This window comes from Steroidobacter agaridevorans (genome assembly GCF_009932555.1).
Classification (GTDB): Bacteria; Pseudomonadota; Gammaproteobacteria; order Steroidobacterales; family Steroidobacteraceae; genus Steroidobacter; species Steroidobacter agaridevorans.
Genome location: NZ_BLJO01000011.1, coordinates 149,848 through 165,231 on the forward strand (window position 1 = coordinate 149,848; position 15,384 = coordinate 165,231).

At 63.6% G+C, this 15,384-nt stretch carries 14 protein-coding genes; 7 read left to right on the forward strand and 7 right to left on the reverse strand.

Annotated elements, in window-relative coordinates; genetic code table 11:
• Positions 1-6 precede the first annotated feature (6 nt).
• Genes GYH35_RS32025 through tkt form a run of 3 tightly spaced genes read right to left on the reverse strand, consistent with a single transcriptional unit; the run spans position 7 to position 4,224 of the window.
• Entirely contained in the window at positions 7-1,185 is a 1,179-nt protein-coding gene (locus GYH35_RS32025) for a phosphoglycerate kinase (protein WP_161815607.1), read from the reverse strand.
• 2 nt (positions 1,186-1,187) lie between these two features.
• A complete protein-coding gene (gap, locus tag GYH35_RS32030) occupies positions 1,188-2,201 on the reverse strand; it encodes a type I glyceraldehyde-3-phosphate dehydrogenase (RefSeq protein WP_161815608.1) in 1,014 nt (337 codons plus the stop codon).
• Positions 2,202-2,220: 19 nt separating this feature from the next.
• Entirely contained in the window at positions 2,221-4,224 is a 2,004-nt protein-coding gene (tkt, locus tag GYH35_RS32035) for a transketolase (protein WP_161830496.1), read from the reverse strand.
• Between the two features lie 364 nt (positions 4,225-4,588).
• Between tkt and GYH35_RS32040 the strand changes: the two genes are divergently transcribed.
• Together GYH35_RS32040 and GYH35_RS32045 are read left to right on the forward strand one after the other, a co-directional pair.
• The gene (locus GYH35_RS32040) at positions 4,589-5,362 is read left to right on the forward strand and encodes a metallophosphoesterase (protein ID WP_161815610.1); all 774 of its coding nucleotides are present in this window, start codon (positions 4,589-4,591) and stop codon (positions 5,360-5,362) included.
• A gap of 47 nt (positions 5,363-5,409) precedes the next feature.
• Positions 5,410-6,273: a TraB/GumN family protein gene (locus tag GYH35_RS32045; protein WP_161815611.1), complete on the forward strand. Its 864-nt coding sequence runs from the start codon at positions 5,410-5,412 to the stop codon at positions 6,271-6,273.
• A 113-nt stretch (positions 6,274-6,386) separates the two neighbouring features.
• Here the strand turns inward: GYH35_RS32045 and GYH35_RS32050 are convergent, their stop codons facing one another.
• The gene (locus tag GYH35_RS32050) at positions 6,387-6,551 is read right to left on the reverse strand and encodes a rubredoxin (RefSeq protein WP_116810406.1); all 165 of its coding nucleotides are present in this window, start codon (positions 6,549-6,551) and stop codon (positions 6,387-6,389) included.
• A 138-nt stretch (positions 6,552-6,689) separates the two neighbouring features.
• On the opposite strand from GYH35_RS32050, the gene hemL reads away from it, so the two are divergent.
• Both hemL and GYH35_RS32060 read left to right on the forward strand, forming a co-directional pair.
• Positions 6,690-7,958, forward strand: a complete 1,269-nt coding sequence (gene hemL / locus GYH35_RS32055) for a glutamate-1-semialdehyde 2,1-aminomutase (RefSeq protein WP_202624923.1) — start codon at positions 6,690-6,692, stop codon at positions 7,956-7,958.
• 23 nt (positions 7,959-7,981) lie between these two features.
• Positions 7,982-8,743: a glycosyltransferase gene (locus GYH35_RS32060; RefSeq protein ID WP_161830497.1), complete on the forward strand. Its 762-nt coding sequence runs from the start codon at positions 7,982-7,984 to the stop codon at positions 8,741-8,743.
• A 4-nt stretch (positions 8,744-8,747) separates the two neighbouring features.
• Here the strand turns inward: GYH35_RS32060 and GYH35_RS32065 are convergent, their stop codons facing one another.
• Together GYH35_RS32065 and GYH35_RS32070 are read right to left on the reverse strand one after the other, a co-directional pair.
• Positions 8,748-10,745, reverse strand: a complete 1,998-nt coding sequence (locus GYH35_RS32065; RefSeq protein ID WP_161830498.1) for a capsule assembly Wzi family protein — start codon at positions 10,743-10,745, stop codon at positions 8,748-8,750.
• A 13-nt stretch (positions 10,746-10,758) separates the two neighbouring features.
• Positions 10,759-11,670, reverse strand: coding sequence for a galactosyltransferase-related protein (locus tag GYH35_RS32070; protein WP_161815614.1), 912 nt, complete (start codon positions 11,668-11,670; stop codon positions 10,759-10,761).
• Between the two features lie 232 nt (positions 11,671-11,902).
• Between GYH35_RS32070 and GYH35_RS32075 the strand changes: the two genes are divergently transcribed.
• Positions 11,903-12,109, forward strand: coding sequence for a hypothetical protein (locus tag GYH35_RS32075; RefSeq protein WP_161815615.1), 207 nt, complete (start codon positions 11,903-11,905; stop codon positions 12,107-12,109).
• Entirely contained in the window at positions 12,106-13,863 is a 1,758-nt protein-coding gene (locus tag GYH35_RS32080) for a glycosyltransferase family protein (protein WP_161815616.1), read from the forward strand. The genes GYH35_RS32075 and GYH35_RS32080 overlap by 4 nt, the downstream gene beginning before the upstream one ends.
• Positions 13,864-13,912: 49 nt before the next feature.
• Here the strand turns inward: GYH35_RS32080 and GYH35_RS32085 are convergent, their stop codons facing one another.
• Complete coding sequence (locus tag GYH35_RS32085) at positions 13,913-14,323, reverse strand: hypothetical protein (RefSeq protein ID WP_161815617.1); 411 nt, start codon at positions 14,321-14,323, stop codon at positions 13,913-13,915.
• 187 nt (positions 14,324-14,510) lie between these two features.
• On the opposite strand from GYH35_RS32085, the gene GYH35_RS32090 reads away from it, so the two are divergent.
• Complete coding sequence (locus GYH35_RS32090; protein WP_161815618.1) at positions 14,511-15,380, forward strand: CPBP family intramembrane glutamic endopeptidase; 870 nt, start codon at positions 14,511-14,513, stop codon at positions 15,378-15,380.
• The last annotated feature ends 4 nt before the right edge of the window (positions 15,381-15,384 follow it).

Consider the following 15,384-nt stretch of genomic DNA (forward strand, 5'->3'; position numbering starts at 1 on the left):
CTCGTGTTAAGTGCGACTACGTTCTTCCAGAACCGCAACCGCTGGCAGCTTTTTGCCTTCCAGGAATTCCAGGAACGCACCGCCGCCGGTCGAGATATAGGAAATGTCGTCTTCTACACGATATTTCTCGATGGCCGCTAGAGTATCGCCCCCTCCGGCGATGGAGAAAGCCGATGATTTGGCTATCGCTTGCGCTAATGTCCGCGTGCCTTCGCCGAACTGATCGAACTCGAACACGCCGACCGGCCCGTTCCAGACGATGGTGCCGGCGCTCGCGAACGTGCGTGCAAACTTTTCCGCCGTGTCCGGACCGATGTCCAGGATCATCTCGTCGGCTTCCACTTTGTTCACCGGCTTCACGTCCGCTTCCGCCTTGGCCGAGAACTCGGTGGCCACCACCACATCCGTGGGCAGCGGAATGTTCACCTTCAACTCGGCCGAGCGCTTCAGCAGGCTCTTGGCGATGTCGATCATCTCCGCCTCGTGCAGCGACTTGCCGACCGGCAAGCCCTGCGCGGCGAGGAACGTGTTGGCGATGCCGCCGCCGACGATCAGCGTGTCCACCTTGGACAGCAGGCTCTCCAGCACCGTGAGCTTGGTCGAGACCTTGGAGCCCGCGACGATGGCGATCAACGGCCGCTTGGGTTTTTCCAGCGCGGTCTCGAGCGCCACCAGCTCGTTCATCAACAACGGGCCGGCGCAGGCGATCTTGGCGAACTTCGCCACGCCGTGCGTGCTGGCTTCGGCGCGATGCGCCGTGCCGAACGCGTCCATCACGAACACGTCGCACAGCTCCGCCATCTTCCTGGCGAGATCTTCCTTGTCCTTCTTCTCGCCCTTGTTGAAGCGCACGTTCTCGAGCAGCACCACTTCGCCCGGCGCGCATTCCACGCCATCCAGCCAGTGCTTCTCGAAGCGCACTTTGAAGCCCAGCAGCTCGGACAAGCGCTGCGCGACCGGCGCGAGCGAAAACTCTTCGTCGTACACGCCCTCTTCCGGGCGTCCCAGGTGCGACATGACGAGGACGCGCGCGCCCTTTTCCTTCGCCGCCTGGATCGTCGGCAGCGACGCGCGGATACGCGCGTCGCTGGTCACAACTCCACCCTGCACCGGCACGTTCAGATCCTCACGGATCAGCACGCGCTTGTCGCGCAGGTCTAAATCGACCATCCGCAGGACAGCCATGATCAGCCCGCCTTCGACCAGGCCACCGTGGTGTCGAGCATACGGTTCGAGAAGCCCCACTCGTTGTCGTACCACGCGCAGACCTTCACCAGCGTGCCGTCGATGACCTTGGTCATGGTGGCGTCGTAGGACGAGGAATGTGGATCGTGGTTGAAGTCCACCGACACCAGCGGGCCGTCGGTATAGGCCAGGATGCCCTTGAACGCGCCGTTGGCGGCTTCCTTCATCACGCTGTTGATCTCTTCGATCGACGTCGCGCGCTTGGCGACGAAGCTCAGATCGACCAGCGACACGTTGATGGTCGGCACGCGCACCGAGAAGCCATCGAGCTTGCCGTTCAGTTCCGGCAACACCAGGCCGACCGCGGCAGCCGCGCCCGTCTTGGTCGGAATCATCGACTGAGTGGCCGAGCGCGCGCGGCGCAGGTCCTTGTGGAACACGTCGGTGAGCACCTGGTCGTTGGTGTAAGAGTGGATCGTGTTCATCACGCCGGAGACGATGCCGATCTTTTCGTGCAGCACCTTGGCGAGCGGCGCCAGGCAGTTGGTCGTGCACGACGCGTTGGAGATCACGGTGTGGCTGGCCTTCAGCGTGTTGTGGTTCACGCCGTAGACGACGGTGGCATCGACGTCCTTCTCGCCGGGCGCCGAGATCACGACCTTCTTCGCGCCGCCCTGGATGTGCAGGCCCGCCTTCGCCTTGCTGGTGAACAGGCCGGTGCATTCGAACACGTAATCGACGCCGAGCTGGCCCCAGGGCAGCTTGGCCGGATCGCGCTCGGCGAGCACTTTGATGCGGTCGCCGTTGATGACCAGCGAGTCGCCGTCGACTTTCACGTCGCCGTTGAACTTGCCGTGCACCGTGTCGTAGCGCGTGAGATGCGCGTTGGTCTGCGCGTCGCCGAGGTCGTTGAGCGCGACGATCTGAATCTCTTTTTGACGATTCGCTTCGTACAGCGCGCGCAGGATGTTGCGGCCGATGCGGCCGTAGCCATTGATACCAACTTTGATGGGCATTCTGTTTACCTCGTTAGAATCACTGCAGCAGCTTCTGCACGGTGCGGACAACATTGTCCGCCGTGAAGCCGAAGTGCTTGAACAAATCCTTGGCCACACCGGACGCGCCGAACGTGGTCATGCCGATGATGGCGCCGCGCATACCGACGTAGCGGTACCACGTATCCGTCGCGGCAGCTTCGATAGCAACGCGGACTTCGACACCGCGCGGCAGTACCTGTTCGCGATACGCCTCGTCCTGCGCATCGAACACATTCGTGCTCGGCATGGAGACTACGCGCACTCGCTTGCCGTTCTGTTGCAACAGGCCGGCCGCTTCGACCGCGACGGCGACTTCCGAGCCGGTCGCGATCAGGATCACTTCGGGCGTGCCCTCCGAATCCTTCAGCACGTAACCGCCGCGGCGGATGTTCGCGATCTGCTGGTCGGTGCGAGACTGGGGCGGCAGCGCCTGACGGGTGAGCGCCAGCGTCGACGGGCCGTTGCGCCGCTCGATCGAATCCGCCCAGGCGAGGGCGGTCTCGGTGCTGTCGCAAGGACGCCAGACCGTCATGTTCGGGATGATGCGCAGGCTCGGCAGATGTTCCACCGGCTGATGCGTCGGGCCGTCCTCGCCCAGGCCGATGGAGTCGTGGGTCATGACGTAGATGACCCGCTGTTTCATCAGCGCCGACATGCGCATGGCGTTGCGCGCGTAATCGGAGAACACCAGGAAGGTGCCGCCGTAAGGAATCAGGCCGCCGTGCAAGGCCATGCCATTCATGATCGCGGACATGCCGAACTCGCGCACGCCGTAATGAATGTAGTTGCCGGAAGCGTCCGTGCCGGTGATGGAGCGCGAGTCCTTGCGATTGGTGTTGTTCGAGCCGGTGAGATCGGCCGAACCGCCCAGCAATTCCGGCAAGCCCGGGCCGTAAGCGTTCAACGAGGCTTGCGAGCTCTGGCGAGTCGCCAGCGGCTTGCTCTCCTTGGCAACGTCGGCGACGTACTTAGTGACCACATCGCGCCACGACGACGGCAGCTCGCCCGCATAACGACGCTCGTATTCGGCGGCGAGCTCCGGGAACTTCGACTTGTATGAGTTGAAGCGCTGTTGCCACTCGCCTTCGCGCTTCGCGCCTTGCGCTTTCGCATCCCAACCTTTGCGAATTTCCTCGGGGATGACGAACGGCTCGTACTCCCACCCGAGGTTCTTGCGCGTGGCCGCGACTTCGTCGGCGCCGAGCGCCGCGCCGTGCGTGGCTTCGGTGCCCTGCTTGTTCGGCGAGCCCCAGCCGATGATGGTCTTGCAGCAGATCAGCGAAGGCTTGTCCGCTTGCGCGACCGATTCGGCGATCGCCTTCTCGATGGCCGCCGGATCGTGGCCGTCGACATTCGGCACCACGTGCCAGCCGTACGCCTCGAAGCGCTTCGGCGTGTCATCGGTGAACCAGCCGTGGACTTCGCCGTCGATGGAGATGCCGTTGTCGTCGTAGAACGCGATCAGCTTGCCGAGCCCAAGCGTGCCGGCGAGCGAGCAGGCCTCGTGCGACACACCTTCCATGAGGCAGCCGTCGCCGAGGAACACCCAGGTGCGATGGTCGACGATGTCGTGCCCCGGGCGATTGAACTCGCTGGCGAGATGCTTTTCCGCGAGCGCCATGCCGACGGCGTTGGCCAGGCCCTGGCCGAGCGGACCGGTCGTGGTCTCGATGCCGAGGTGCGAATCGTGCTCGGGATGGCCGGCGGTGTGCGAGCCGAGCTGCCGGAATTTCTGCAGATCTTCGATCTTCAGCGGATAACCGGTCAGGTGCAGCAGCGAGTACAGCAGCATCGAGCCGTGGCCGTTCGAAACCACGAACCGATCGCGGTCCGACCACAGCGGATTACCGGGATTGTGCTTGAGGTGATCGTTCCACAAGACTTCGGCGATGTCGGCCATGCCCATGGGCATGCCCGGATGGCCGGAGTTGGCCTTCTGCACGGCGTCCATCGCCAGGGCACGGATGGCGTTGGCAAGCTGCCGGCGGTGCGATGTCTGCATCAGAAAATATCTCGAAAAGTGCGTGGAATGGCTGGCCGAAGCGTGATCGCGCGCGCCGCGGAAGGCCGCGCATTTTGGACTACTAGGCGAGGTGGGGCAATGCAGGCTGGGGACGGTCAGGGAACGAAACGCCGCTTCGCCAGTCGGAACCGGAACCGCGACGGCACGTTGTTGCGCTATGGGTCGTTCCGTTGCGACACCTGGAGTTTGTGAGACGAAGCGCAAAACTCGCGCTCGCAACGCCTGCGAGCCATGCGATTAGACACTGGTCACCTTTTCGCCCCGCCCTCGTTGCTACGATGATTGTGGCTATTTTGCCCCATTATGTCGCGCGCCCCAGGGTCAAGATTCGAAGACAGTAACGATGCAATCGGTCCGCCTCATTCAGTTCAGCGATCTGCACCTGTTCGGTGAAGCGGGCGGGCGCCTGCGTGGCGTTGCGTGCTTGCCGGCACTGCAGGCCGCGGTCGCCGATGCCCAGCGTCGCAGCCATCGGGCTGACGGCGTGTTGCTGACAGGCGACTTGGTGCAGGACGACCCAGAAGGCTATCGCTGGGTGCGCCACGTGTTCGGCGGCTCGCGGGTGCCGGTGCTATGCCTCGCGGGCAACCACGATCTTCCCGATCACATGCGCGCGGCCTTGCGCGGCGGGCCGTTCAAAGTCGGCGGTCACACCGAATTCGGCCGCTGGCTGGTGGTCATGCTGGATTCCTGGGTGGCCAACGACGCCGGCGGACGCGTCGGCGCCGAGCAGCTGGACTATCTGCGCGAGGTGCTGCGCACCCATCGCAATCATCACGTGCTGGTGTGCCTGCATCATCACCCGATCTCGATCCGCAGCCAGTGGCTGGATCAGGTCGGCCTGTATGACGCCGATGAGCTCATGACCATCGTGCGCGAGCACTCGAACGTGCGCGGCGTGCTCTGGGGCCACGTACATCAGTCCTTGGACAGCTTCATTCATGGCGTGCGCTTCATGGCGACGCCGGCCACCTGCGCGCAGTTCGTGCCAGGCAGCGTCGATTTCGCCATCGACGACCGCCCGCCCGGTTACCGCGTGCTGGAGCTGATGCCCGATGGCTCGATCGCGACCGAAGTCTGCTGGCTGGAAGCCTACGCTCAAAGCAGCGTCGCCTGAGGTGCGGTAGTCTTGCCCGCGACGGCTCGAGCCGCTGGGGACAAGGAATGAAGAAAATACTCATGGCGCTGTGCGCGCTCTGGCTCAGCGCGGGTGCCTGCGCCGCCGAACAGCACCACAGCCTGTGGTCGCTCCAGGGCAAGACCAATACCGTTTATCTGCTCGGCTCGGTGCATTTCCTCAACGAGTCCGAACAGCTGCCGGCGGCGCTCGACCAAGCCTATAAAGACGCCGAAGTGCTGCTGATGGAGATCGACATGGACGATCTCGATCCGGCCGAGACCCAGCAGGTCACGCTCGAGCTGGGCATGCTGCCCGCCGGCGAATCGCTCGAACAACAGCTCGGCAAGCCCACCTACTCCAAACTGAGCACGCGCGCGCAGGAAGTCGGCATCGATCCGCTGCTGCTCAATCGCTTCAAGCCCTGGTTCGCGGCCATGACCCTGGTCCAGCTGCAGCTGGTGAAGATGGGGCTCGCGCCGACGTCGGGCATCGAGCAGCGCTTCACGACGCGCGCGGTTGCGGACAAAAAGCCCATCCACGGCCTGGAAACATTGCGCGAGCAGTTGGGCATGCTGGCCGGATTGCCGGAGCGCCAGCAACGTGAGTTCCTGCTCTACAGCATCGAGGACACGGATCGGATTGCGGAGGAGATCGACGAGCTGCTGTCAGCCTGGCGCCGTGGCGACAGCAAGGCGCTGGCCGAGTTGCTGGCCGAAGGGTTCGAGCAATATCCCGATCTGTACCGGCCGCTGACCACCGACCGCAACCGCCGCTGGCTGGGCCAGGTGGAGCGACTGCTCGACGATCGCGACGATTATCTGGTGATCGTCGGGACGCTGCACCTGGTGGGCAAGGACAGCCTGATCGATCTACTGGAAAACAAGGGACACAAAGTCACTCAACATTGACGAGGGATCGGGCATCCTGCCACGACCCTCGTGCGAGTCGGCAAAAGGCGTGACTTTTGCCGCTCGCTCGCCGCCTGTGGCGGCGGGGTACATCCATGTACCCGACATTTCTATCAGACTTCCACCATCTCGAAGTCTTCCTTGCCGGCGCCGCAGTCCGGGCAGCGCCACGACAGCGGCACATCGTCCCAGCGCGTGCCGGCCGCGATGCCGGATGCGGGATCGCCTTTTTCTTCTTCGTAGACGTAACCGCAGATCACGCACATGTAGGCTTTCATTTCGCAGCGCCGACCGAACCTAGGTGAGACAAGGGGCCGGATTATAGGGAACTGCAGCCGGCGATGGGAGGCCGCTCGGGCCGTCGCGCCGGCGCTGGGTGATACACTTGCGCGTCCGAGATCATCCGGAGCTCTCCCGTGTCGTTATTTTCCGATGCCAGCCGCTACATTCCCGGCGGCGTGAACTCTCCCGTCCGTGCGTTCCGCGGCGTCGGCGGCGAGCCTGTTTTCATCGAGCGCGCCGCCGGCTCGCGGGTGTTCGATCAGAACGACCGAGGTTACATCGACTACGTCGGCTCCTGGGGCCCGATGATCCTGGGCCACGCGCATCCCGACGTGATCCGCGCCGTGCAGGAGCGCGCCGCGCTGGGCCTGTCGTTCGGCGCCCCGACGCGGATCGAGACCCAGGTCGCCCGGAAGATCTGCGAGATCATGCCGTCGATCGAGCTGGTGCGCATGGTGAGCTCCGGCACCGAAGCGACCATGAGCGCGATCCGCCTGGCGCGCGGCTTCACCGGCCGCGACAAGATCGTGAAATTCGAAGGCTGCTATCACGGCCATTCCGACTCGTTGCTGGTGAAAGCGGGCTCGGGCGCCCTCACCTTCGGCGTGCCGACGTCGCCGGGCGTGCCGAAGGAATTCGCGGCGCAGACCATCACGCTCAACTACAACGATATCGCTCAGGTGCAGCAGCTGTTCAACGACAGCGGCAACGAGATCGCCTGCATCATCGTCGAGCCCATCGCCGGCAATATGAATTGCGTGCCGCCAGTGCCCGGCTTTCTGGAAGCATTGCGCGCGGTATGCGATCAGCACGGCAGCGTGTTGATCTTCGACGAAGTGATGACCGGCTTCCGCGTCGCGCGCGGCGGCGCTCAGGCGCTTTATAACATCCGTCCGGACCTGACGACGCTCGGCAAGATCGTCGGCGGCGGCATGCCGGTCGGCGCGTTCGGCGGACGCCGCGACATCATGGAAAAGATCGCGCCGCTCGGGCCGGTGTATCAAGCCGGCACGCTCTCGGGCAATCCGGTCGCGATGGCCGCGGGCCTTGCGACACTGGAGCTGCTCGATCAGCCGCAGTTCTACGAACAGATCGCCGCGCGCACCACGCAGTTGATGGAAGGTCTGCAGCACGCCGCGAAGCTGGCGAACATTCCGCTCTCGACCAACCATGCATGCGGCATGTTCGGCTTGTTCTTCACCGACAAGACGCCGGTGCGGTATTTCCGCGAAGTGATGGCGTGCGACGTGGAGCGCTTCAAGCGTTTCTTCCACGGCATGCTGGATGAAGGCGTCTATCTGGCGCCGTCGGCATTCGAAGCGGGCTTCGTCTCGGCAGCGCACACGCCAGCTGACATCGACGCTACGATTGCGGCAGCGAAGAAAGTGTTCGCGACGCTGTGAGCCGCCTGCTGCCGGAGGTTCACATGTTCTGGCACGGGCCGCCGTTATCGCGGCTCGAGCAACTGTGCATGCGCTCGTTCGTCGCGAACGGCCATCGGGTGTCGCTGCATGTTTACGAGCCTCCCGCAAACGTTCCGAGCGGCGTGACGCTGGCCGATGCGAGCAAGATCCTGCCGCGCGACCGATTGTTCAAACACGCCAAGACCGGCTCGTTCGCGATGTTCGCCGACTGCTTCCGTTATCGGCTGCTGCTGGAGCACGGCGGCCTTTGGGTCGACAGCGACGTGGTGTGCTTGAAGCCGTTCGACTTCCCGACCACGGAAATCTACGGCTGGCAGGACGAGCGCGCCATCAACAACGCCGTGCTCGGGCTACCGAAAGGACATCGGCTCGCGCAATGGATGAACGATGTTTGCGAGCGGCCGAATCGCACGCTGCCCTATGACTCGATGAAGATGCGCCGACGCAAGCTGCTGCGCCGGTGGCTGCCGAACAGCCGCAGTCGCATGACCTGGGGTGAAACGGGGCCAGACGGACTCACCGAAGCTGCGCGACACTTGCATTGCACGGGCGCGGCCATGCCGTTCTGGTATTTCTATGCCATCGGCTACACGAACTGGCACACCGTGTTCGACTCGAGCCTGCGCGACAATCCCGGCCTCGTCGCAGGCGGCTATGGGTTGCATCTGTGGAACGAGATGGCGCGCCGCAGCCGGGGCTTCGACAAGAATGGGCAGTTTCCGGCCGACTCGCTGTTCGAACAACTGTGCGCGCGCTACCTCTGACGCGTCAGAAGCGATAGCTGGCCGATAGCGTATAGCTCGTGATGTCGTAGAAGCTGTCCGGCCGCGGCGTGGAGCCCGGATCGGTGGGCAGCAACTTGTCACGTGCGACCTTGTCGGCGTAACGCAGATCCAACCCCACATCCACGTTCGGCAGAAGGTTCTGCCACTGCACACCCGCGCCGAGGTAATAACCGTAGGCCGGCGTCGCCAGGTCATAGCGCGCCGCGCCGAGGAATCCCGAGAACGCGAGCGGCCCCCTGGTGCGATACCGGTAATCGAGCGCGCGCACCGCCAGGAACATGTGATCGTCGATGCGATCGAATTCCATGCGCACACCCAGATCGCTTCGCGACGACACCGCGCGCCGCGCGCCGATGCCGATGTGCGGAGTCAGCTCCATCGAGGTCGTCTCATTGGGGCTGCCATCGCCGAGATTGATCCTGACTTTCGACGCCGCGACGCCGGCATCGACGAACAGCTGCGCGCCGTTCGGCCTGCGGACCTCGCTGCCCCAGTCGCCGCTGGCGCCGCCCGAATCCCACTCATCGCCGAAACGGACGAAGCCGGCAATGCGGCTGAAACTATCGCCGAACGCATCCTGGCCGCCGGTGATCTCGGCGCCGGCCGTCACTCCCATCAGCGTGCGCGAGTAACTCAAGGAAACATCGTAGCCCCGCTCATAGTCCACGCCGCTATAGGATTCGTTCTCGACGGTGCGCGCCCGCAGTTGCATCAGGCCGCCGAAACCGGGCTCCCATCCCAAGCGCGCCATGAACGACTGCGCCCCCACCGCGTCGCCGAAAACACGCTGATCGGCGCCCCAGTGGCCGAGCACACGGCCGTTCTCGGTGAGACCGTCGCCGTACGCGTTGCTCACATACCATGCGTTCTGCCACTCCGACGCTTCGACCGTCAGGTCGAAATGTTTCCACAGCCGCGGAAAGTGCAGGCCGATGGACAGCGCGGAATTGCCCAGCCGATAGTTGCCAGAGAAGGAAGTATCTTCGCCGGCGTATTCCAGATACGCGGAGAAAGGCGTCGCGCCTGGAAAGATGAAACGAGTGGTGAACGAGGCCACCTGGTTGCCGAACTGGGTCTGCTGAGTGACGCCTTCGCCGACGTTGTCATATTGCCGCGGCTGCCACATCGCACGCAGGAAATCCGTGAACGAGCTTTCCCGTTCGCCGCCACCGAATTGCAGCAACCGATTGGCGCTGACCGACCAACCCGGCACGGGAGCGATGCCGATGCGCATGCCGCCGAGACGCGGCTTGCCTTCGGTGCACGTTTCTCCCTCCTGCGGCGGCGCAGCCACATTGCAGTTGTCGCCGAACTGGATTCGATCGCTAAATTCCATCTCCGCCATGAACAGCTCGTAGGTGAGCCCGAGACCGGTCATCGGTTTGTAATTCGACAGCGTGATCGAAGGCAGCGTCTGCGCTTCGGTGCTGATCAACATGGCGCTGTCGGTGAAAGGGGAATACCAGCGCGGTCGATAGCCCACGTCGACCTGCGCATATTCGGTGCCGAAACTCACCATCGAGCCGACCGGCGCAGCCTCTTCGTCGTCGGCGACGCCGCCCAGACTGACGATCAGGTAGCTGCTCGGCTGCCAGTGCGCGCTCGCCGAGACCTGGAACTCGCTTTCGTTCGCCATGCCATAGCGATTCGGCAAGGGCGTGGTCGAACCGTCGGCGACCGCGCCTTCGATGCTGGCGTGATCGACGCCGAGCTTGCGCATGTAACCATTCAGATAAGCGCGCACCCGTGTACACAGAGCCTTATCGACACGACACGCCTGCGGCAGGGCGTCCAGCACGGTGGCCGCGGCGATCGGCCGCGACATGATGGGCCGATCGGCCAGAATCATCACACGCTCGATCTGTCGCTCCATTTCCGGAGACAGGTTCAAGGGCAGATAGGGACTGACGCCACGCGCGCTTGCCAGCGGCGCCAGCAACGCGAGACCCACCGCGAACGCGGGCAACGAAGTGCGATTCAAAAGCTTTCGATCCTTACCAGCGGATGCGGATTTTTTCGTATGCCGGACCGTACTCGGCCGATCCGCCGCGCTCGACGACTTCATAGCGCAGGGTGTTCAGACCGTCGTCGGCGGGATCCACCAGGCCTCGCAGCAACAGACTGCGCCGCTGGCGGTTGCGCCGGACATGCGCCGGCGTCCACGGGTAACGGCGATGCACCTGCTGATGGGGCGGATTGGGCAAATCCTGATAGGTCCCTTCCAGATCGTAGTAGCACAGCAATTCGGTCAACAGCAGGCGGAAAAAGAAATCGTCGTCTTCCTTGCCCCAGCCCCAGTATTCGTTGGAGAAGCCGTTCGCGGCCTGCACCTGGTCCTTGCGGATCGAAACGGCGCCGGAGAAATAATGATCATTGTGCCGGCTCTTACCCTGCAAGCCAATGAGCTTGTTCACCAGACGCAACGGCTGCGACGGGCAGGCGTAGTTCGCGACGATGGGGACCGCGTCGACGTCGTGCAAACAGTAATAATCGGTCAGGTCCGCCGCGTAATGGATGCCGGCGTTCAGCAGCCGGCCGCGGTTGAATTTCGAACCGCTCTCCTGCTCCACCACCAGGATGCGATAATCGAGCCGCTGCTCGCGCAGCTTTTCCTGCAACACCGGCATCAGCTGGCGCAGATGCTGCTCGCGATCCCGATAAGGTATGACCACGGTGAGCCGACGGTCCTCGGCGAACGTAAGCGGCCGCGCGATGCGCGTGCTGAGCAGACTGCGGGCCACGCTGGGAATGAGCTTCCAGTTGGCGATGCTGACCGGCACGTAGCGCCCGTCCACTCGGAGCTGTTGCAACGGATCCAGGCGCAGGCGAACGCTGGGCCACCAGCGATTCAGCCAACGCCGGCGTCGCCTCAGTTCCTTGGGGGCGAACAGATACGAGACGGACAAATTTCACTCCTGCATGTCGGGCGGCGCCCGTCAGTCTACCGAAAGCCTCAACGCCGGCGCGAGGCTGCGGCACTTGGAATATTATCCCGTTTCATGCGCTCCAGCCTGTTCATCACGACCCTTGACCGGCCCCAGCCGACGCGGATCGGCGCCCGGACATACTGCTACTGCATGCCTGACCGGACGATGAAGGATTCGACGGGCACGTTCACGCAATCGCACCATCGCGAGCATGGACTACATAGTGTTGGTGGACGGCGACATGGTGTTGCACACTCCGGCGGGTGGACCCGCAGACCTGCAGCACCGCGCCCCTGCCAGGCCGCTGGAGAAGCTGCTGCAGGAAACTCTGGCGGCGCGTACGATCCGCTGCGATAAGGGCGCCATGGCCCGACTGCCCGGCCCGGTGGACGGCTCCGTGAGCGTGCCAGTTACATGACAAGCAAATTCATTCTGGTCGACCATTCCATGAGGGACCTTGGCGGGCATTACTACACGTATGCCAGCTGTGTGTTGCCCGCGGCCGAACGCGCCGGGTTGCAGCCGGTACTGGCCATGCATCGAGAATTTCGCGACCTCGCCGCGTTGCCGCCGAGCTGGCAATCGCACGCCATCTTTCGCAACAAGAGTTATTCCCAACGTTATATAGAGACTGGCGCCGGCAACGGCGCATTCGGCGGCTGGTGGTCGCGCACAAGAAACAAATGGCGCGCTCGCGAACGCCAGCGGATCGCGGCAAGCTTCGCCGAGGATTGCGCCACGCTGTGGCGCAAGGTGGCGCTCGAGGAAGGCGACCACGTGTTCTTCGCGTCCGCGTCGGAAATCGATCTGGAAGGCCTGACGATGTTTCTTGAGGACGCGCCCGCGGAGTACCGGCGCGTCCACTGGCATCTGCAATTTCACCTCGGCATCTTCGAAGGCCGCGATCCCGATTACGCGGAGCAGCGCCCGCGCCGGGAGTTCATGCGAGAAATCTTCCGGCATGCGCTGGCGCGGGCGCCCGACCATCACATTCATTTGTATTGCACGACACGTGAGCTGAGCGCGCAGTACGAATATCTCGACGTGGCGCCGTTCCATACGTTGCCCTATCCGGTGCATCCCTTGTTTCTTTTGCCAACGCCGCCGAAGTCGTCGAACGACAGCGTCCGCATCGCCTGCCTCGGGCACAGCCGGCGCGAGAAGGGCTACCGGGAGCTGCCCATCGTGGTCCGCAAATTGTGGAACGAATATTTGAGCAAGGGCCGCGCACAACTCGTGATGCAAACTCGCCGCCGTGACTTGATGCGCGCGCTCGACTCGACCGTGAACGATCTCGGCCCGCACAGCGCCACGCCGCCGATCGTGTACGCGCCCTTCCCGTTGGATCTGGAGCGTTACGCCGAACTCGTGCGCAGCTCCGATATCGGCCTGCTGCTCTATGACAGCACCCGTTACTACTCCCGCTGCAGCGGCGTGTTGCTCGAGATGCTCAGCGCCGGTGTCCCGGTGATCGTGCCGGGCGGCTGTTGGCTCTCGGAACAGATTCACACAGAGAACCAACGTCATCTGCGTGACATCGCCGCGCACGGCACGCCATTGAAACAAATCGGCAGTGACTCGCTCGTCTGGCAGTCCGGCGCCAGTGCCAACGGCTCGCCGGTTTCGTTCACAAACGTCCCCGCATCCTGTGAGTTCGATCTGGTTGCCGACGCTCGCTCATTGTTACTTCGCCTGCAGTGGCTGAAGCCGTCGACGCACGGCACATATGCGCATCTCGAGCTGGAGCAATTGGATGCGCAGGGTAAACAACTGTCGACATTCGCAGCGATCCTCGGTCCCGGCAGCGATCCCTCGGCGGTGTATTCGCTGTTCCATCTGCACGAGAACGCGCGCCGCGCGAGATTCCAGTGGCGCAATGCCTGGGACAACGGAGTGATTACCGTGGACGGCGTCGAATGCCGCTTGTTCAGCGAACATTTCCCAGCCGGCTCGGTCGGCCTCACCGCGGCCAACATGGACCAGAGCGGCGAATTGCTGGGCGACGTTCTGCTACACATGGATCATTACCGCCAACGCTCCGGAGCATTTGCCGCACGCTGCGCCGAATACTTCAATGCCGACCAGATCGTGGCCCGGCTCATGGCGGCTGAATCAGCCGCACTCGCAGCCGCCGCCCCACCGGTTCGATCCGCCGGCGCAGGCGAACGCTGAAGCGGCGACGTCCAACACGTCGCCACGGCGATTGGCGTGTGCTCCCGCCTCACGACTCAGCGTGATCGGCACGATAGGCCAGCGCACTACCCGCCCGCCCGCGCCACTGCAGCCCTTGCCCCACCTGCCGGCCATGCCGTTCCAGCCGCGCCTGAATGCCGGCCATGGTTCGGTCATGCGCCTGGGCGAGCTGCGCAATCGACTGCCCGGCGTCGAATCTTTCCAGCAAGTCACGATCCTCCTGTTCCGCCCACGGCTTGCCGGCATTGGCCGGCAGTCGCGCACGGTTGCCTCGCCCCTTGGAGCGGTTGCTCAACTCCAGGGCGCGGACCGCGACATACAATGCGCGAATCACGTCCGCGGCCTGATACGGCGAGTCGATCTCGAACATTTCACCGGTCTGCGGGTTGACGCCATTCGCCAGCGCGGACACGATGCTCAGAGCCTTGTTGTCATCCATGATGCTGTTCTCCATAAAAGCGTTGCACTCGATGAATCAGAATTCTTTCCGCCTCGGGGCGCGCGACCTCGAGGCCGACGGCAGTGTACGTGCGCCGAGGCCGCGCAAATCCGCCGTCTACCTCGCGATTCACCGAGAAATGACGCGCCTTCCGACGCGCGATCTGTTGTTGAGCGGTTGCTGACCGATGCGCGCCTTCGCCCTGTTCGTCGCGCTGCTCGCGGGCTCGCTGCTGGTCGCCGCGGTCTTCACCTATCCGGCCTGGTGGCTGGTCAGTCTCGTTTCCATCGAACCGGTCCACCGCGTCATGCATCGAATCGCCATGCTGTTGGCGCTGATCGGGCTGGTGGTACTGACGCGCCGGCTCGGACTGACAGATAAGGAGTCGCTCGGTTACGGCTTGCCGCGCCGTGATTTTCTGCGGCAGATGGGCATTGGCTTCGTGTGCGGCATCGGGTTGATGTTGCCGCTGACGGCGCTGTTGCTCGGACTCGATATTCGGGAAGTGAAGCCAGGCTTCGATGGTGCGTGGCTCGGCGTCATCGCTGGCGGCCTGCTCACGGGCGTGACGGTCGCGTTCATCGAAGAAACATTCTTCCGCGGCGTACTGTTTACAGCTGTCTCACGAACGTCAGGTGCGGCCGCCGCCGTGATCGCACCGAGCCTGCTGTACGCCTCGCTGCACTTCCTCGGCGGCAAGTTGCGAGTGCCACCGGAAGATGTGTCGTGGGAGCACGGCTTCGAAGTGCTGAGCAAGCTGTTCGAACGTTACGTGCAGCCGCTGACCTTCGCGGATTCGTTCGTCGCGCTTGCGATGTTGGGCGTGTTGTTTGCTCTCGTCCGGCTACGCACGGGGGCGATCGCGGGATGCATTGGCTTGCACGCAGCTGGCGTGGCGTTCATCGCGGTGCTTCGTGAAGCCACGCGCGTGAACCCGGACTCGCAATTCGAAGTGCTCGTCGGCTCTTACGACGGCGTCATCGGGTGGGCCGCGCTGGTGTGGTTTACGGTGATCGCGGCGGCGTTTGCTGCTTTGAGTCGGCGGCGCGCGAACTGAGAAG